This window comes from Acinetobacter sp. CIP-A165 (genome assembly GCF_000367985.1).
In the GTDB taxonomy this organism is placed as follows: Bacteria; Pseudomonadota; Gammaproteobacteria; order Pseudomonadales; family Moraxellaceae; genus Acinetobacter.
Map to the genome: position 1 here is coordinate 351,790 of NZ_KB849206.1, position 19,381 is coordinate 371,170.

General features: G+C 40.3%; 17 protein-coding genes. 6 read left to right on the plus strand and 11 right to left on the minus strand.

The window, feature by feature from the left end:
- Positions 1-280 precede the first annotated feature (280 nt).
- Positions 281-1,147, minus strand: coding sequence for a pirin family protein (locus tag F991_RS15965; protein WP_004673369.1), 867 nt, complete (start codon positions 1,145-1,147; stop codon positions 281-283).
- A gap of 288 nt (positions 1,148-1,435) precedes the next feature.
- On the opposite strand from F991_RS15965, the gene ycaC reads away from it, so the two are divergent.
- Positions 1,436-2,062 carry an isochorismate family cysteine hydrolase YcaC gene (ycaC, locus tag F991_RS15970; protein ID WP_004673372.1) on the plus strand — a complete coding sequence of 209 codons (627 nt, stop codon included), beginning with the start codon at positions 1,436-1,438 and terminating at the stop codon, positions 2,060-2,062.
- A 71-nt stretch (positions 2,063-2,133) separates the two neighbouring features.
- Positions 2,134-3,057, plus strand: a complete 924-nt coding sequence (locus F991_RS15975) for a LysR substrate-binding domain-containing protein (protein WP_004673374.1) — start codon at positions 2,134-2,136, stop codon at positions 3,055-3,057.
- Positions 3,058-3,064: 7 nt separating this feature from the next.
- Here the strand turns inward: F991_RS15975 and F991_RS15980 are convergent, their stop codons facing one another.
- Positions 3,065-3,985 carry a LysR substrate-binding domain-containing protein gene (locus F991_RS15980; protein ID WP_004673377.1) on the minus strand — a complete coding sequence of 307 codons (921 nt, stop codon included), beginning with the start codon at positions 3,983-3,985 and terminating at the stop codon, positions 3,065-3,067.
- A gap of 137 nt (positions 3,986-4,122) precedes the next feature.
- Here F991_RS15980 and F991_RS15985 point away from each other — a divergent pair, with 137 nt between their 5' ends.
- Positions 4,123-4,800: a hydrolase gene (locus F991_RS15985; RefSeq protein WP_004673379.1), complete on the plus strand. Its 678-nt coding sequence runs from the start codon at positions 4,123-4,125 to the stop codon at positions 4,798-4,800.
- A gap of 71 nt (positions 4,801-4,871) precedes the next feature.
- Here the strand turns inward: F991_RS15985 and ssb are convergent, their stop codons facing one another.
- The 3 genes from ssb to F991_RS16000 all read right to left on the minus strand — a co-directional run bounded on the left by ssb (position 4,872) and on the right by F991_RS16000 (position 8,073).
- Complete coding sequence (gene ssb / locus F991_RS15990; protein WP_004673380.1) at positions 4,872-5,438, minus strand: single-stranded DNA-binding protein; 567 nt, start codon at positions 5,436-5,438, stop codon at positions 4,872-4,874.
- Positions 5,439-5,489: 51 nt separating this feature from the next.
- Positions 5,490-6,854, minus strand: coding sequence for an MFS transporter (locus F991_RS15995; RefSeq protein ID WP_034595742.1), 1,365 nt, complete (start codon positions 6,852-6,854; stop codon positions 5,490-5,492).
- A gap of 136 nt (positions 6,855-6,990) precedes the next feature.
- Positions 6,991-8,073: a DUF475 domain-containing protein gene (locus tag F991_RS16000; RefSeq protein WP_004673383.1), complete on the minus strand. Its 1,083-nt coding sequence runs from the start codon at positions 8,071-8,073 to the stop codon at positions 6,991-6,993.
- Positions 8,074-8,248: 175 nt separating this feature from the next.
- Here F991_RS16000 and tenA point away from each other — a divergent pair, with 175 nt between their 5' ends.
- Positions 8,249-8,923, plus strand: coding sequence for a thiaminase II (gene tenA, locus F991_RS16005; protein ID WP_004673384.1), 675 nt, complete (start codon positions 8,249-8,251; stop codon positions 8,921-8,923).
- A gap of 143 nt (positions 8,924-9,066) precedes the next feature.
- Here tenA and F991_RS16010 read toward each other — a convergent pair whose 3' ends face one another.
- Positions 9,067-9,420, minus strand: a complete 354-nt coding sequence (locus tag F991_RS16010; RefSeq protein ID WP_004673385.1) for a DUF1304 domain-containing protein — start codon at positions 9,418-9,420, stop codon at positions 9,067-9,069.
- 55 nt (positions 9,421-9,475) lie between these two features.
- Positions 9,476-10,063: a DUF2939 domain-containing protein gene (locus F991_RS16015; RefSeq protein ID WP_004673387.1), complete on the minus strand. Its 588-nt coding sequence runs from the start codon at positions 10,061-10,063 to the stop codon at positions 9,476-9,478.
- 295 nt (positions 10,064-10,358) lie between these two features.
- On the opposite strand from F991_RS16015, the gene uvrA reads away from it, so the two are divergent.
- Positions 10,359-13,190 (plus strand): excinuclease ABC subunit UvrA, encoded by a 2,832-nt coding sequence (gene uvrA, locus F991_RS16020; RefSeq protein WP_004673389.1) that lies wholly within the window; start codon positions 10,359-10,361, stop codon positions 13,188-13,190.
- A 14-nt stretch (positions 13,191-13,204) separates the two neighbouring features.
- On the opposite strand, the gene F991_RS16025 is transcribed toward uvrA, so the two are convergent.
- The 3 genes from F991_RS16025 to F991_RS16035 all read right to left on the minus strand — a co-directional run bounded on the left by F991_RS16025 (position 13,205) and on the right by F991_RS16035 (position 16,932).
- Positions 13,205-13,879, minus strand: coding sequence for a hypothetical protein (locus tag F991_RS16025; protein WP_004673390.1), 675 nt, complete (start codon positions 13,877-13,879; stop codon positions 13,205-13,207).
- Positions 13,880-14,042: 163 nt separating this feature from the next.
- Positions 14,043-15,764, minus strand: coding sequence for a GGDEF domain-containing protein (locus tag F991_RS16030; RefSeq protein ID WP_004673391.1), 1,722 nt, complete (start codon positions 15,762-15,764; stop codon positions 14,043-14,045).
- Positions 15,765-16,092: 328 nt separating this feature from the next.
- Complete coding sequence (locus F991_RS16035) at positions 16,093-16,932, minus strand: class D beta-lactamase OXA-290 (RefSeq protein WP_081398973.1); 840 nt, start codon at positions 16,930-16,932, stop codon at positions 16,093-16,095.
- 710 nt (positions 16,933-17,642) lie between these two features.
- Here F991_RS16035 and omp33-36 point away from each other — a divergent pair.
- Positions 17,643-18,563 (plus strand): porin Omp33-36, encoded by a 921-nt coding sequence (gene omp33-36, locus F991_RS16040; protein ID WP_265588206.1) that lies wholly within the window; start codon positions 17,643-17,645, stop codon positions 18,561-18,563.
- A gap of 123 nt (positions 18,564-18,686) precedes the next feature.
- On the opposite strand, the gene F991_RS16045 is transcribed toward omp33-36, so the two are convergent.
- Positions 18,687-19,337 carry a response regulator gene (locus F991_RS16045; RefSeq protein WP_004673399.1) on the minus strand — a complete coding sequence of 217 codons (651 nt, stop codon included), beginning with the start codon at positions 19,335-19,337 and terminating at the stop codon, positions 18,687-18,689.
- Positions 19,338-19,381: the final 44 nt, after the last annotated feature.

Sequence of the window (19,381 nt, forward strand, 5' to 3'; positions counted from 1 at the left end):
AACCATAAACACATGAAATTATTAAATTTATTATATAAAAACAGCAATAATTATACAGATCCGTCTTTATTTATCCATTTTTTGTACTTGAAGGGCTTTGCAAAGGACAAAAATCGCGCTATTCTGATTAAACAATAACGAGAACTAAGTCACATAACAAGCTGAATAATTATAAGTGACATAATATTAAAAAAATCAATAGAGCACCATTTACACCGAAAGCCCAAAACTCTAATGGAGTTTCGGGCTTTCTTATATAGACCACTGATTAATAAATGAATTAACTCGCTATTCCTCCAAATTTTCCACGATTAAAATCATTAATCGCTTCCATTATTTCGGCTTTGCTATTCATCACAAATGGGCCATAACCTTCAATGGGCTCATTCAGTGGCTGACCTGTCAAAATCAGGAATTTGCTGTTTTGTTGGGCCTTGATATTAAAATCAATCTCATCACGACTTAAAACCACCAAACTTGGTGCTTCAATCGTTTGAGTTTCATTGAATACCACCTCTCCTGAAAGCAACACAAACAATGCGCTATGCCCTTCAGTCACATAAAAGGTATGTGCTTGACCTTCAACTAAAGTTCCGTCCCATACATTAACAGGGCTAAATGTGCTTGCAGCACCTACCGTATCCTGATATTCACCAGCAATGACGCGTAATTCACTTCCGACATCATCAAGCGCAATACTTTGGATTTGGCTGGCTTCAATGGCTTGATATTTTGCTGGTGTCATTTTTGACTGCGCTGGCAAATTTACCCAAAGCTGTACCATTTCAAACAAACCACCCTGCTGAGCAAACTCAGGAGAATGAAACTCTTGATGCAAGATTCCTGCACCAGCTGTCATCCATTGCACATCACCCGCTTGAATGGTTCCACCACCACCCGCAGAATCTTTATGTGTCACCTCACCTTGGTAGGCAATAGTGACTGTCTCAAAACCGCGATGTGGATGTGAACCCACACCATGTTGTGCTGTGGTTGGATCAAACCGATAAGGCGCAGCATAATCCAAGAGTAAAAATGGACTAATACTTTGTCCTAAACGGTCGTAGGAAAATAAGTTATAGACGGGAAAACCATCGCCGACCCAGTGCATCTGCTTATTTTGATACACACCGAGAATTTTTTTCATTTGGTTTCTCCTGTAAGGTAGAAGTTCTGTTATTAATATAGATTGTACGCTTCAGCGAGGACGGCTTATAGACATAGATTGACAACACATTATTCTATATATGGGACAATCAGATTAATAAAAACCACATGCTTAGCTAGAATCATCAATCATCCTATTTTTGATATTCTTAATCTCATTTATTAGACTTCATTCAATTTATAAATTTAGCTAGCATCATTTAGAACAATACGAAAAAGAGATCATCTACGCTCTTATTCATTTTACAAAAACAGAGGAATACCACTAATGAGTCAAGACTATATTCGCCTAGACAAAGACAATGCGGCTGTACTACTGGTCGATCATCAAACAGGTTTACTGTCTCTAGTTCGTGATATTGATCCAGATAAATTTAAGAATAATGTATTGGCACTGGCAAATGCCGCGAAATATTTTAATTTACCTACCATTTTAACTACAAGCTTTGAAAATGGTCCAAATGGTCCGTTGGTTCCAGAACTCAAAGAAATATTCCCAGACGCACCTTACATCGCTCGTCCGGGTCAAATTAATGCATGGGACAATGAAGACTTTGTAAAAGCCGTCAAAGCGACAGGTAAAAAGCAATTGATTATTGCAGGTGTCGTCACCGAAGTATGTGTCGCTTTTCCTACGCTTTCAGCACTTGCAGAAGAATTTGATGTGTTTGTGATTACTGATGCATCTGGGACGTTTAATGCCTTAACCCGCGACGCTGCTTGGGATCGTATGTCTAGCGCAGGCGCACAAATGATGACTTGGTTTGGCATGGCGTGTGAATTACATCGTGACTGGCGTAATGATATCGAAGGTTTAGGTGCATTGTTCTCAAATCATATCCCTGACTATCGTAACCTGATCAATAGTTACAATCAAAACACCTCACAAAAATAAAATGTTCAATAAAGATTAGAATAGTCAATGCTATTCTAATCTTTAACCTTTATAGGATTTCATTTGCCGTGATGAACTCATTTGATGACTTTTACTATTTCTATCTCGTGGTAAAACATGGCGGCTTTAGTGCAGCCAGTGAAGCGGAAAATATCAGCAAATCCAAACTGAGTCGACGTATTATTGATCTAGAAAATAAGTTCAATGTAAGTCTGATTCAAAGAACTACACGGCATTTTAAAGTCACCGAACTCGGACAAGAGTTTTATGAAGAGTGTTGCAAGGTGATTGCTCAAGTTGAATGTGCTGAAAATGTATTACTCAAGCAAAAAAGTGAACCTCAAGGTTTGGTCAAAATTAGCTGTCCGCCTTTAATGATGCATTTTCAAGTACGCAAATTATTGAATCAATTTTTAAAAAACCATCCCAAAGTTGAAATCTCCTTAGAACTCACCAGCCGCCGTGTCGACGTATTACATGATGATATCGATATCGCGATCCGAACCAATTTTGAACCCACTGAAGATTCAAGCCTAATTGTTCGTGATGTGATCCGAACTGAGCATTGTCTGGTTGCTGCACCCGAATTATTACAAGGCAAACAGATCCAACATTATTCAGAGTTACAAGATTATCCGAGTGTGGCTTTGGGCATTCAGAAAAATCAATATGTTTGGCACTTATGCAGCGTGAATCGTGATGAAACGGTTGATGTACCTTACTCACCCCGAGTAAAAAGCAATGATTTAGCTGGCGTATATTATGCGGTAAGTGATGGCATCGGCATTGCAGATCTACCTTATTTAACCGTACAAGCCGATATTGAGAAGGGTAAACTAATTCATATTCTCCCTGAATGGAAATCCAATCGAGGAACAGTTCAGTTGGTGTATGCATCGCGAAAAGGACAACGCTTGGTGGTTGAAAAGCTTATCGACACGTTAATCGATGGACTTCGTCAACTGGCAGAAACGGATAGTGGTTATTGTTTATAAAATGAATTCAATATAGCACTGAAGTATCTTGCTTAAGTTCAGCAAACTTCTTCACCAAAAACTCAATCAGTAATTTCATCGATGGTAACAAACCCCGTCTAGAGGTATAGACCAAATGGATTAACTCGGGTTTAGGCTGCCAGTTGGGTAAAACATGAATCAGTCGTCCCTGTTTGATATCTTCTGCCACCATCAACTCAGGCAATTTAGCCACACCTAAACCTTGTAGGGTTGCTTCTCTTAATGCCATAAGATCAGTTGTCGTTAAGCGAGGAGTACACTGTACATGAGCCTCCTGTTGATCATTTGAATATAAATGCCAATAGTATTCTGGTGCAAAAGATTCCATCATTAAAATTGGGAATTTTACCAATTGCTGTGGTTCTGCTATCGAATAAAACTGATGGAGTAAATCAGGACTTGCCACAATAAATTGTCTGGCCAATGCCAAATCTCGAACAATCAAATCACTATCCGCTAAAGGCAAAGGACGAATACGAATTGCTAAATCAAAGCGCTCATGAATCAAATCAACACGGCGATTTGTTGCTTCGACATGCAAATTAATTTTGGGATATGTCCGCAGAAATTCATTCAACATTTGACTAATATTTATATTCAATAAATTGGTTGGACAAGATAACTTGATCAATCCTCGTGGTTCGGCAGTTAAAAATTCAATCGCCTCCTCTGCTGCCTCCGCCTCAATCAACATCGCTTTACAATGCTGATAATATATTTTTCCTACTTCAGTAATCGAAACTTGTCGAGTGGTTCGATTAATAAGTTTAACCTTGAGCCGATCTTCCAATTCAGCAATACGACGGCTCAACAAGGATTTTGTGACCATTAATTCTTGGCTAGCCGCAGAGAAACCACCACAATCAATCACCTTTACAAAGAAATATAAGTCATTTATATCCTTCATTTTTATACGCTCGACTGATGTGTTTAGAAACCAATTGTGCTTCTGGTATGACAATGAGTCCTATTTCAGATGTTTTTAAACTATCATCCTATCTATATCATCAATCATACCTTCTAAAATATGATGAGGACATAACAATGACAACGCCAGCAAATTTCAATGGTCAAGCACCTGTCATCGATGCCAATGATGCCGTCATGCTACTGATCGACCATCAAAGTGGTTTATTTCAAACCGTTGGTGATATGCCAATGCCTGAATTACGCCAACGTGCTGCTGCGCTTGCGAAGATTGCAAGTTTAGCCAATATTCCGGTCATTACTACCGCTTCTGTTCCACAAGGACCCAATGGTCCATTAATTCCTGAAATTCACGCCAATGCACCACATGCACAATATATCGCACGTAAAGGCGAAATCAATGCATGGCATAACGAAGACTTTGTTAAAGCGGTAAAAGACACTGGGCGTAAAACCCTGATTATCGCAGGAACAATTACCAGTGTATGTATGGCTTTCCCTGCCATTAGTGCGGTCGCTGAAGGCTATAAAGTCTTTGTGGTGGTTGATGCATCAGGAACGTATAGCAAGATGGCGCAAGAAATTACTTTAGCACGTGTCGTTCAAGCGGGTGTGGTTCCGATGGATACTGCTGCGGTTGCTTCTGAAATCCAGCGTACATGGAATCGTGATGATGCGCTTGAGTGGGCACAGGTTTACACGCAAATTTTCCCAGCCTATCAATTACTGATAGAAAGCTATAGTAAAGCTCAAGAAGTTGTGACAAATCATGAAATTCTTGACTCGGCTCGATAAAACATCCAACTAAAAACAAAACAGGCATAAAACTGAGTTTTATGCCTGTTTAATATTTCTAAGCTTATGATTTAGAACGGTAAATCATCATCTAAATCAGCAGGTGCTGTCGCAGCAGGTTGTGGTGCAGATTTTGGTGTATTAAAACCATTACCTGCTTGTGGATTGCCCGCATAATTGCCTTGACCCTGACCACCTTGGTTATTGTTGTTATAACCCGTATTTTGGTAACCACCGCCTTGATTATTATTGTTATTAAAACGTGGTTGGTTGAAATCGCCACCGCTTTGTTCACTACTTTGCTGACGTGAATCCAACATTTGCATTTGATCGCCACGAATTTCTGTGGTGTAACGCTCTTGACCATTTTGGTCTGTCCATTGGCGTGTACGCAATGAACCTTCGATGTACACTTTTGAGCCTTTGCGCAAATATTGCTGCGCGATTTCACCTAAACGGTTATGCAATACAATACGATGCCACTCAGTCTGTTCTTTACGTTCGCCCGTACTTTTATCTGTCCACGATTCACTGGTTGCAATCGAAAACTGTGTGAGCGAGCCACCATTTGGAAAAGTTTTTGTTTCAGGATCTTTACCCAAAGTACCGACTAAAATTACTTTATTCACACCACGCATTTGCTGTCATCATCCTATGTATTTCTGTGTTTTACTTTATAAGAGTTATGCTTAAATGGCTAGCTCTTTCCCCAACAGCTGCGTTAAATCCTGTCGCGCAGCATCATCTAAACACTGTTTATCGACTTTAATATAAGCAACTTGCTGATCAGGCATCACCACAACTTCTTCAATACCACGAATTGCCAATAGTTTTGAAGTCCACTCATCCAATTGTTTAATTTCAGGTAATGTGAACACCACTGAAGACAAATAACGGGGCTGGGCGAGACGAAAACTAATCAACAGCCACAGTATAGCAATGACTGTCAGCACACTCCAACCCAGTGCAGTATTCTGTAACATGATCAATTGACCGCCCAGCATACCACCACAGAATGCACCTAAAAATTGGGCACTGGCATTCACCCCCATCGCAGTCGCTTTAGATTGCAGCGGTGCCGATTTAGACAACCACGATGGCAATAGCGCTTCCATCACATTAAAGGCAATAAAGAAAATACCCAAACCTGCCAATAGCAGATATTTTGATTCATAACCAAAAATCAAAATAAAGAGTCCGAGAATAATCCCTGCGATTGCAGACAAGAAAATGCCGCGCATTTTGCGATATTTTTCAGCAATGATAATGCTTGGAAAAGCAAAAAACAGACTAATCAGCAAGAGCGGCAAATACACCCAACCATGCTGTGCCAATGGTATTTGTGCATATTCGATTAACTGCGACGGCACATACAAAAACATCGAGGTGAGAAGTAAATGTAAAGAAAAAACAGAAACATGCAGTCGATTCAAATCAGCCATCTGAATGACTTGTTTAAGCTGTGGCAAATAGCCTTGTTGAAAGTTGCGATGATGGCGTGTGACTTTGGGAACCAACGACAACATCACGATCGCAATCAAGCCCATCAATGTAGTGACCCAAAACAGCCCTGAGATTCCCACGAGATGAGTCAACCAAGGACCTAAGCTAAAGGCAACCACAAACGACAGACCGATACTCATGCCCATAATCGCCATGGCTTTAGTACGTTGCTCTTCACGCGTCACATCTGCCAGCAAAGCCATGACCACCGCAGAAACCGCGCCAGCGCCCGCAATTGCTCGACCAATAATCACCCCATAAATGGTTTCTGACATGGCCGCAATCGCACCGCCGAGTGCAAATAACAATAAGCCAAGGATGACCAAGGGCTTACGATTAAACCGATCAGCCAGCAAACTAAATGGAATTTGTAATAGTGCTTGGGTCAGTCCATATACGCCGACTGCCAAACCGATCAATGCAGGTGTTGCATACTGATATGATTGTCCTGCAACCGCAAATACAGGAATAATCATGAACAAGCCCAACATGCGTAAGGCAAAGATGCTACTCAAGGCAAAGGTTGAACGGCGTTCTAAAGCATTCATCATTTCAAGTTACTAAAACTGGCTTAGCGGATTATAAGCCATCCGCTCACAAAGCGTTAAATAAAAACACAACCAAAAAATTAAAAAGGGACGTTTCCGCCCCTTCATATCATGCTAATTCAGTAAACTGAATTCAAGCTTAAGACAATTGTTGCTGTCGCTTGTTATATTGAATAGAAGCGATCACCGCCCACACAATAAATGCCACACCAATCAAACCTGTCACCACTTCTGGTACATGCACACCCGTACCACTGGTAATCATAATAAATGCCAAAGCACCAATCGCATAATGCGCGCCATGTTCTAGGAAAATATAAGCCTCTAAAGTACCCTTCTCGACCAAATAAATCGTCATCGAACGCACGAAGATCGCACCAATCGCTAGACCGAGCATGATGATTACCACATCACTGGTAATCGCAAACGCACCAATGACGCCATCGAAACTGAAAGATGCATCGAGCACTTCTAAATACAAGAAACCACCAATCCCTGCTTTTACCACACCCTTCGAGGCACCATCAGCACCTTGGGTTACTGCATTTCCACTCTCATCCACTTCAGGTTCACCACCCAGTAAATGACTTAAGACTTTCACGCCAATGTAAACCACAATGCCCCAAATACCCGCCATGGTCACAACCAGACGCTTCGCTTCATCGACATGGGCAGCCATGATTAACATCGCCACTAAAGCGATAAAGACTGACATTGCAGGTACGCTAGCTAGATGGGCTAACTTGGATTCAATCCAACGAAACCAATGGGTTTCTTTTTCATCATCAAAGAAAAAGTTTAAAAACACCATTAACAGGAATGTGCCACCAAAGGCAGCAATCTCAGGATGATGCTCCATGAGGCGAGCAGAGTATGCCATTGGATCATTGAGTGCCAATTTCACCACTTCCATCATGCCCATATCTGCGGTTACAGCCACGATCAAGATTGGGAAGATCAAGCGCATGCCAAATACAGCGATTAAGATACCGACAGTTAAGAATAGCATCTTCCAAAAATGATCCCAGTTGCGTAACACTGAGGCATTCACCACGGCATTATCAAACGAGAGCGAAACTTCCATAATTGCTAAAATAACAGTAATGGTTAAGGCTTTGAGCATGGTTGACACACCCGCCTCAGGGCCATGCGTATAGCCCCAATAAGCGGACAGTGCCAAGCACAGAATCGTAAAGAATATTGAAAAACGGAAATGCTTCATGAGCAGCCTTTTATTCGAAATTGTTGGGTCATAAAAATGTGTCTATTGTAGGCGAGTTTTTGCCGAAAGATAGTGCAGATTGTTGGACTTATTTTGAGATCAAACACGATCAAAACCGACTTCTGTTATAGTTTTAACACGATTCATTTTCATCATTTTTTAACAGGTTCAATTCATGACTTTTTCCCAGACACTTTGGCAACGCAACCACCATTTATATCAACAAATTTTAGCCTTGCCCTTTAACCAAGAACTTGCTGCGGGCACCTTGGATCGTACGGTTTTTTGTCATTATGTGATTCAAGATGCACATTATTTATTGGCTTATGGCCGGGCACTTGCAGTTGCTGCCGCAAAAGCCTTTGATGCAGATGATGTGATTCAGTTTTCTGAGGCTGCCAAAATTGCGATCATTGTTGAGCGCAGTTTGCACAATGATTTTATGCAGGAATTTGACGTCACTAAAACCGAGTTTGAAAACACGCCGTTGACACTCGCTTGTCATCATTACACCTCTTTCCTAACAGCGACCGCTTGGTCAGAAAGCTATCCCGTGATTTTGGCAGCACTACTGCCTTGTTTCTGGATTTACGCGGAAGTGGGGAAAGATATCGTGAGCCAATCGGTTACGAATAACCCGTACCAAGCTTGGATTGATACATATGCAGGTGAAGAATTTAATACAGCGGTCCGCAATGTGATAGCGACCGTGGATAAAGTAGCGGCGCGCTGTGATGAAGATACTTTAGCAAAAATGCACGCGGCTTATACCATGGGTGCAAAACTGGAATGGTTGTTTTGGGACAGTGCCTATCAAAAACGTCAATGGTTCGGTTTAGACAACATTTAACCAATTAAAATCATTTATATCATCGTAAAAAAGCCCCACACAGGGGCTTAGTCGTATATCGTATCGTCCGATATACTGTATGAGGCTCATCTCAAACTGATTGCATTAAAACACAAACGAGATCGAGTGAATACCTTTATCCATTAAAAAAAGTTAACCGCAATTAAAGCAATCAATGCCGGCACAGCTTGAATATAAATAATCTTTTTACTGGCGGTCAGCCCACCATAAATACCAGCCACCAACACACAGCCTAAAAAGAAATTCGCTAAAGGCAATGCGTAGCTTTCAGGTGCACATAACGACCACAATAAACCTGCGGCAAGAAAACCATTATAAAGACCCTGATTTTGTGCCAAGACCTTAGTCAGTTGTGCCTTTTCTAAACTATTACCAAATGCCTTTAAACCCGCGGGTTTATCCCACAAAAACATTTCAAGCACTAAAATATAAACATGCAATAATGCAATCAATGCAATTAAAATCTTGGCTAACATTTTTATTTATTCCTTGTTATACGAATCATTGCGCTCATTTAAATTTAGCACCGATTTACTTTAATTGCTCGATCGGCAACAGGATTTGTGTGACTTTCCAGCTCAACCCCTGTCTTTGCAAAATGATGTTGACCGGCGCTTGCTGCTCAGCTTGATGTATTTCCACCGCAAATCGATTAAAGGATTGATAGCGACCTTTATAGCTGGCTTTTTTATCGTTGGCTTTTTCTGCAGCAGATAAAGGTTTTAATTCAGATGATTGGATAGGCTGAAACACCACACTGTCTTGCCATGGCAAGTTTTCTTTCAGTTTTTTACCTTGTAACAGCATGCTAACACCTTGTGGCGTCACCATAACATCCACCACTTTATCCACCACCGACGATGCCAATACCGCACCCAAAGCCGCTAAACCTCGCTCAGATGTCGTGACTTGAGGAAGATCTTTTCGCATTTGTGTGTTGACTTGATCTTTTAAGCTCTGGCGTACACTTGGGAAATCAATATGACTGGCCAAAGCAGTGCTGTCTTCATTTTTCACCGCTTGGTGAATATGATAAATCGTGAGATAAGGAGATGCGAATAAATAACCCACAACCAACAACAGCAACACAATCAGGGAAATTTTTAATTTTTTTGACATCATTGCCTCAAGATTAGAATTTTATTTTTACTGAATGGTATTGAAACACACAGATAAACACTTGGGTGATATAGAAATTTCATGTTAAAACATGCAAACACATCATCTAACCGACACAAGCTGTCGTTTAAAATCGTTTTGTTACAGCTTGAACAATTTTAAATCGCTATTATATAGAGGGTCTGAGGAAACGTCACAGGTACTCGCAATATACGCCTATTTACGACCCATTTTTTAGGCTTGAAGTAACAACGCTCCCCAAATTTTCATTTTTAACCTTAATTGAGATGTTTTAATGAGCCAAAGTCATATCCGTATTCGAGGTGCACGTACCCATAATTTAAAGAATGTGTCACTCGATATTCCACGTGACAAGTTTGTGGTGATCACAGGGCTTTCAGGTTCAGGGAAATCATCGCTCGCATTTGATACATTATATGCTGAAGGCCAACGTCGCTATGTTGAATCGCTTTCAGCCTATGCACGCCAATTCCTTTCGCAAATGGAAAAACCTGAGGTTGATTCCATTGAAGGTTTATCGCCTGCAATTGCCATTGAGCAAAAATCCACGAGCCACAATCCTCGCTCAACTGTCGGCACGATTACTGAAATCTATGACTATTTGCGTTTGCTGTACGCGCGTGTCGGCACACCGTATTGTCCTGAACATGACCTACCGATGGTGGCACAAACCGTTTCAGAAATGGTCGATGCGGTCAAAGCGCTAGAAGAAGGCACCGCACTGATGTTGCTTGCGCCTGTGGTACGTGAACGTAAAGGTGAATACACTCAACTGTTTGAACAATTACAAGGTCAAGGTTTTGTACGTGCACGTGTCGACGGCGAAATTATTGATATAGATAGCCCACCTGAACTGGATAAAAAGAAAAAACATACCATTGAAGTGGTGGTGGATCGTTTTAAAGTCCGTGATGACTTAGGCAATCGTATCGCCGAATCATTTGAAACGGCGTTGCGTTTAGGCAGTGACATTGCCGTTTTATCGTGGATGAATGGAGAACACCCTGAGCGTGTTTTTTCAGCCAAACATTCATGCCCTAAATGCGATCGTGCTGTGGCTGAACTTGAACCGCGCTTATTCTCGTTCAACAATCCGTTTGGTGCCTGCCCTGTCTGTGATGGCTTAGGCACACGTAGTCATTTCAGCGCAGATAAACTGATTCCAAATCCTGAACTCGCGATTAGCCAAGGGGCCATCCGAGGTTGGGATAGACAGCGTCCGTATTACTACACCATGTTGCAAAAAGTCGCAGATCATTTTGGCATTGGCTTAGATGAACCGTGGAATATGCTGGATAAAGATACACAAAAGAAATTCTTACAAGGCACAGGCAAAGAGAAAATCGACCTCAGTTATATCGATGAGCGTGGTCGTAAACACAACCGTGTTCAAGCCTTTGAAGGTGTATTGCCGCATTTAGAGCGCCGTTATCGTGAAACCGAATCGAATTATGTGCGTGATGATCTGGCGCAATATTTATCTAATGCTGCCTGTGATGCTTGTGACGGTTCGCGTCTCAATGAAATCTCTCGTCACGTGCGTGTCAAAGATAAAACCATTGCCCAAATCACCCAAATGTCGATTGGTGATGCCGAGAATTACTATCAGGACCTCAGTCTTGAAGGTGCTAAAGGTGAAATCGCCGATAAGATCTTTAAAGAGATTCGTGAGCGTTTACATTTCTTGGTCAGCGTTGGATTGAATTATTTGAGTTTGGCACGTTCAGCAGAAACCCTCTCGGGTGGTGAAGCACAACGTATTCGTCTCGCTTCGCAAATTGGTGCAGGCTTGATGGGCGTGATGTATGTACTGGATGAACCATCGATTGGTCTACATCAGCGCGATAATGATCGCTTGTTACAGACTTTGGTTCGCTTACGTGACTTGGGCAATACCGTGCTAGTAGTTGAACATGATGAAGATGCCATTCGTGCTGCCGACCATATTATTGATATTGGACCAGGTGCTGGAATCCATGGCGGCGTCATTATCGGTGAAGGTAGCTATGATGAAATTGCCAACAATAAAGACTCGCTTACAGGTCAGTATCTTTCAGGCAAACTGAAAATCGAGATACCTAAGCAACGTACCCTGTCACCACGCCCAGACGAATTCATCAAACTCTCTGGGGCAAGTGGTCATAACTTACAAAATGTCGATCTCACTATTCCATTGGGCATCATGACCTGTGTCACTGGCGTTTCAGGTTCAGGTAAATCGACCTTAATTAACCGTACCTTATTGCCTTTGGCTGCAACTCAGCTGAATGGCGCAACCACACTGACTGCCGAAAAATTCGATTCGATTGATGGTTTGCAGCATCTCGATAAAGTAGTGGATATTGATCAAAGCCCGATTGGACGTACTCCGCGTTCGAACCCTGCAACTTATACAGGTTTATTCACTCCAATTCGTGAATTATTTGCGCAAACACCTGAAGCCAAAGCACGTGGTTATAGTGCAGGTCGTTTCTCGTTTAACGTCAAAGGTGGACGCTGTGAGGCCTGTGAGGGCGATGGCATGATCAAGGTGGCAATGCACTTCTTACCTGATATGTATGTGCCGTGTGATGCTTGTCATGGCAAACGTTATAACCGTGAGACTTTAGAAGTCGGTTATAAAGGCAAGAACATTTCTGATGTTTTGGAAATGACGGTTGAAGATGCAGCAGAATTCTTTAGTGCGATTCCTGTGATTCACCGTCGCTTAGATACCTTAATGCAAGTTGGTCTGGGTTATATCCGTTTAGGTCAAGCTGCAACCACGCTTTCAGGTGGTGAAGCACAACGGGTTAAACTGGCACGTGAATTGGCAAAACGAGATACAGGTAAAACCTTATATATCTTGGATGAGCCGACAACAGGTCTACATTTCCATGATATTGCCAAGTTACTCGACATTTTGTATGAGCTACGCAACAAGGGAAATACTATTGTGGTGATTGAGCATAATTTGGATGTGATCAAAACCGCCGACTGGGTGATTGATTTAGGACCTGAAGGTGGTTCGGGTGGTGGTCAAATCATCGCTGAAGGCACACCTGAGCAAGTGGCTGAGGTTGAAATGTCGCATACAGGTAAGTTCTTAAAAACGATGTTGAAATAACGAAAGTTGCCCCTCTAATACTGGTGTAAATTTAGGTTGTTTTTTCCATCCAGCTTAAATTTACGCCAGCTGCCTAAATACTGGGCGAGTGGTGCATCCTCAAGATTGTCAAATAAAGAGCCTTGTGTTTTTTGGAATTTTTCCGCCCGCTTTAAACATTGTCTTAGCCATGAATAAGACATCTTCATATGTAATGCAATATTTAAATACGTATATTTGATTAATTTAGGTTTTAGACTTTCAAATAATTTCACATACGCTAAAGCCATTGAAAAACTATTTTCTTGAATCTGTTTTTCCTGTTTCTTTTGTAATTTTTGCCGATCTTCATCATCAATCATCCTTTGTAATGGCCCAGTTGATGGTGAAGATGATATGCCTAAAAGAATCGGATTAATTGCTTCATCGGGATCATTTCGAGCAGTTTGATCAAAACTTAAAGCATATTTAAGCGTTCGATCAGCACTATGAACAAAGTAATTCCACATTTTGTGTGTTAGTTCATTCCAATGATCACTATTAGATAAATCAAACTCACCATTCCATTTTTCAATGACAAATAAGAAAGCCTCCTGAGCAACATCTTCTGTTTCGCATTGTTTAGATGCTCGAGCGATCGTTTGCCAATTTTTATAATGGTTAGATGAATAAATTATCTTATATAATTCACCTTGATTTATCTGCAACACATTAAAACCTTTGATAAAGAGCGTCTTAAACTAATTCTTTAGAATTTCAATTTAATGACTAGCCAAAGATATTCTCTCAAGTTTCATAAAATATATTGATTATGTTTTTTATTTTCTGAGCAAAAAATCAATAAAAATCTGCCCACTCAGCAAACTCCTATCTTCAACCCTCCACTACATTCTTACCTCTGGCTTTCGCTTTTAACAACGATTGATCCGCTTTTTCTAAGAGTTCTAACCAACTCTCTGCACCGATAGCCACTCCTATACTGACAGAAACCTGAATCGACTTCCCCAAACTTGTAACAGCGATACTTTGCGTAGCAATCCCTAAGCGAATACTTTCCGCAATCGCCATAGCGGCATCCATTTGAATACTCTCGATCACGACCAAGAATTCATCACCACCATAACGCACGATAAGATCAGAAGCACGTACATAATGCTTGAGTTGATTGGCAACCATTGCAATCACTTCATCACCAACAAGATGCCCATATTGATCATTTACATACTTAAAATGATCAATATCGATTGCAAACACACATGTCTGAGATAGCGCATTCGGCTTAGCCGTCAAATCATTAATATATTCTTCTAATGCCAACCGATTTGATACACCCGTTAATACATCAGAATTCGCAATTTGCTTGAGTTGTGACTCCATCAAATCGCGCTGCTTAAGCATTAGTTTTAATTTATCAATTGCTTCAAACAAGGAGTAAAACTCATGTTTTGATTTCTGACGAGAAGGTGGCCCATGCATCGTATCCGATAAACCCAAAATCATCTCACGTGCTTTAATCAAAGGGCTAAATACCTTTCTCTTGGTATAGATCATCGTAAAAAAAGCAATCAACAGTGATAAGCTTGAAATCGCTAGAGTAAAAAAATACTGTTGTTTGGCCTTTTTATTCTGTTGCGTTGCGATATGGACACTGTAATCTAAAATATACTTTTGTAGATCCATGACTGTGGTGTATTTATCAACAATTTGTTCTGTCAGTTGCGTCCCTGTTAAAAAATACGCTTGATTATTTTGACTTTCATCTAACAATCTACGGATGATAGGTAATCCTTGTTCTAAGAACTCCGTTCTTACACGTAGGTGTAATCGAATGTAATCAGAAGTTTTCATATATTGCGGTTGAATTATATCGACCAAGGACCACAGATATTTAGCCTGATGCTCTGTTTGCAAAGTCCTCGCACGGTTTATATCAGAAATTTTTTCAGAAAAAGTAATCGGTGCCATAACATTAGATGCAACTCGTCCTGCCTGATCACGCATATCCGTTAGAATCAAAATAGAAATAAAATAATTCGACATCTTACTGTCTTTACTTTTCGACTGCGCCATCAACTCATTGAGAAGCTCACGGCTGTTATCCCAAACACTGAACATGGTTAAAATGGCATGATCAAGTTGCTGAGATGTGCGTTGAGACTGTGGTATTTCCGCATATGCGTCGACGATTTTACGCGCCTGCTCTAATTTTAATTTCAAATCAGTTTGGAGCTGTGCTGCGACTGATGTGAAACCCGCTTGATTTAAAGTCGATACTGTTTCATTAATCTGCTTATCAACAACCAATCTAAACTCAGACAATTCCTGTTTATTTTTTTCTATGTCTTCTAATGTACTCGACATAACCTTATTTGCAGGTCCGCGCTCTCTAGAAATCTTATTTGCAGTTTGGACTAATGCACGTAAGCTGGTGATTTCAGTCAAAACCTGATTTGTTTTATTATATTCTTGAAAACTATTCAGAATTAAAGGAATAGAAATATATAGAATTGATAAGATAATGATCGCCATACAGACAAAAAGTCGAAGGCTGATTTGTTCTGAACGTAATTTAACACGTCTTAAGTTACGTCCCATAAACCCACCTTGTCTTTCTCAAAAAGCCATCCAGATTAATTTTTAAACAATCAATAATTTTACCTGTGTTCTCTCAACCACAGCAACTTTTCAATTTCCTCAATATCATTGATCAAATCACCTAGCAGCAAGACTATTGGATAAATAGATTCTAAATATGAAAATTATCAATTTTACAAATCAAGATCATTTGCACATAATTTAATCAAGCCAAGCAATACCTGAATCTGTACTTTTAACCCTCTAGGATGTTTTCTCCCCCAAGTATAAACATCCTATTTCCAAGCCCAACTTTTTCGTTAAAGTTGGGCTTTTTTTAAGAAAATATTTATTGCTTCTGTAACAATTTCAATTGTTGTAATGCTTGATAAACAATCGCTTTACGCGCATCACCGTGCTCAGGCTTATTTATTTCCAGATTTAAAGCAAATGCAATCACCTGTCCATTCGGTTGTTCAATCCAGCCCGTCCACCAACCCACTTGCGGTGTTACATCCATACCCCAACCACTTTTGGCATAAATCTTAGTTCCATGAACTTCATCAACGAAGACCATCTGTTTCACTTGTTCTTGCACAGATTGGTCAAATGCAAGCTGCTTATTTGCCAGAGCATAAGCAAATTTCACTTCGTCAACGGGGGTAATCTTAAGCGGGCCAACCAACCAAAAATCATCGACTTGCGTTCCGATCTCAGTATTGCCAAAGCCAACGCGTTTTACTTCGTTCGCCATCAACTCTAACCCGATACGCCGAGCCAATTCCTGATAAACAGGCACTGCTGATGCCTGCATCGCCTCGGCTAAAGTTAAATCTTTTTCCCAGCTCGCAAAAGCACGCTTTTTGCCATCCCATTTAAACACTTCGTTGGGCGAACTTTTGTGATGCTGTATCCCAATCAGAGCATTTAACATCTTGAAGGTTGAGGCTGGAATATAAGCCGTATTCGATCGACTCAACGCATTGCCATATTCTTGAAATGTTTGCCCATCATATGTAACAAATACGCCAACAGTTTGAGTATGTTGGAATAAAGAAGCGATCTCGGTTTGATCGTGTTTTTTTGACACGGCGCTTTGAGTTGGGGCGTGCAAATTTTGGCAACCTAGCAACGTCAGTCCAATCATTACAGATGCGCAAAGGCTAAGATGTTTTAGTATTTTTGGCATAAGAAAAGCAGAAGTCGAGTATAGATTTGATTACTATAAACCTTTTGTATTATTCGCTCTGTATTGTTATCTCATCTATACTAGGAAATGAACAGACAAAAAAAGCTCAACCTTGGGGAAAGCTGAGCTAGTAAACTACAAATACACAAAGAAAATGTTCCGAGATCGTAAAATGCAAATTACCTATCTCTTGCTTCACATTATGTGAACTATACCTCACAATGTAAAACCGATTAAACAAATTACATTTGAAAATTTAATCGGCAAATTAGATTTAATCTTTAAATCATTTCTTTCTCAGTTTTAAATTGATCATGATTTCTACAAAAATTGCTCGCTATTTTTTGTATATTTCATCGCAGAATTATTAAAAAAATATGCTTAAACCACATTTTTAATGGCAAAATTATGACACAAACCAACGTACATTAAATGTAAAAAACGATTATAACAATCGAATTAACCAATCAAACAAATCTCATACAGCACTTAAAAATGATCTTTCTCCCTAGCATTAAACAATTATATCTATTTGTTTATTATAACCTTTATCAACGGTTGACAACAAACTTTGCTTTTGTTTGTTTTTTAAACAAAATGTGATCAGTGCTTCACCCTTCGTCGGAGGCTTCGATTTATGACATTGACATCATACTTTGTTACAATACAATGACTCCAACTTAACTCAATCACTGTTAAAGCTGGAAATTATTATGAAAAAACTCGGTTTAGCCACTGCTTTATTATTAGCCATGACCGGTGCTAACGCTTATCAAGTTGAAGTTCAAGGTCAATCTGAATTTTTAGATACAACTGTAAATGACAAAAACTTTACTGGTGCTGGACAAGCAACTTATTACTTCAAAGATGTAGACGCTTCTAAAGGTCCTTTAGCTGAAGCTGCATTCTTAAACCATGCATCTAACGTTTCTGCTGCTTATAGCTATACTAAACATGATGGTGATGAAGTTGTAACTTCTGAAACTCAATCATATGGCGCAAAAGGTGAAGCTTACATCCCTACACCATACCTACCAGTATATACAAGCGCATCTTATAGCCACACTAAATCTAAAGTTGATGGCGAAAAAGACAATGGTGACCGTTTCGCATTAGAAGTTGGTACTATGCTTACTCCTAACTTCTTAGTTGCTGTTGGTTATACAAATATTGCTGACCAATTTGCTTTAGATGCAAACAGCGTACTTTCGAGCGGTATTGTAAAATCATTCGCTCAACCATTAGTGATTGGCGAAGACCAAGATGCAATTACTGCGCGTACTAAATATGTAGGTAACATCGACGGTACCAACATGGCTGTAGGCTTTGAAGCTGGTCTTGTTTATGGTGATACAACTGCATATGAATTAAAAACTGACTTCTATGTAACACCTAAGTTAAGTGTTGGTGCTTCTTATGCAGAAGTAAGCGCAAGCTCTAACCCTGCAAATGACAAATTCTCTCCAATCAAATCTGCTTGGGGTGCGAACGTAAACTACTTCATCACTCCAGCAGTTGCTGTTGGTGCAAGCTACGTTAATGCAAATGCAAAAAGCTTCCAAGACGAATTTGGTGATACTGTGAATTTAGATACGCAAACTGTTGGCGTAAACGCGAAGTTCCGTTTCTAAGATTGAATCTATGCTCTATATAGAGCAGACGATACATCGTAAAAAACCAGTTCATTTGAACTGGTTTTTTATTTTTAAAGATCAAAGAGAAATAAAGTATCTCGCCTTTATCTTTATATTGAATTACATCTTTTTGTCTTCAATATTTAATGCACCAATGGCTAATACGGCTTGAGTACGGTTTTGTACCCCTAATTTACGAAAAATTGCAGTCACATGCGCTTTAATGGTGGCTTCTGAAACCTCTAACTCATAGGCGATTTGTTTGTTCAACAATCCCTCAGCAACCATCATAAGCACACGAAATTGTTGCGGTGTTAGTGATTGCAGACGTTCTGCCAAAGCGGTCTCATCGGCGGCTCTTGGATCAAAACCCGCATGTTTCGGTAAACTTGGCGGTAGCCAAATTTCCCCTTCTAACACATGTTTAATTGCTTCACCAATATGGCTTGGATGTGATGACTTCGGAATATAGCCCATAGCACCATGTGCGATGGCACGCTGAATAATTGAAGCCTCTTCATGCGCTGATACCACAATGATCGGAATGGCAGGATATTGCGCCCGCACATAGACCAGAGCAGAGAAACCCGAAGCACCAGGTAGATTTAAGTCGAGTAACACTAAATCTGGTTCTGCACCATGTTCTAACCGCTTATAGAATTCGTTTACATCAGCCGTTTCTTGGATCTGCGCTTGTGGCAAACTGTAACGAACCGCTTGAATTAAAGCATGTCTAAAGAGAGGGTGATCATCTACAATTAAAATATTCATAAGCGCTATAAGCAATCTGCTGTTTTAGTACGTCACTGTACGGT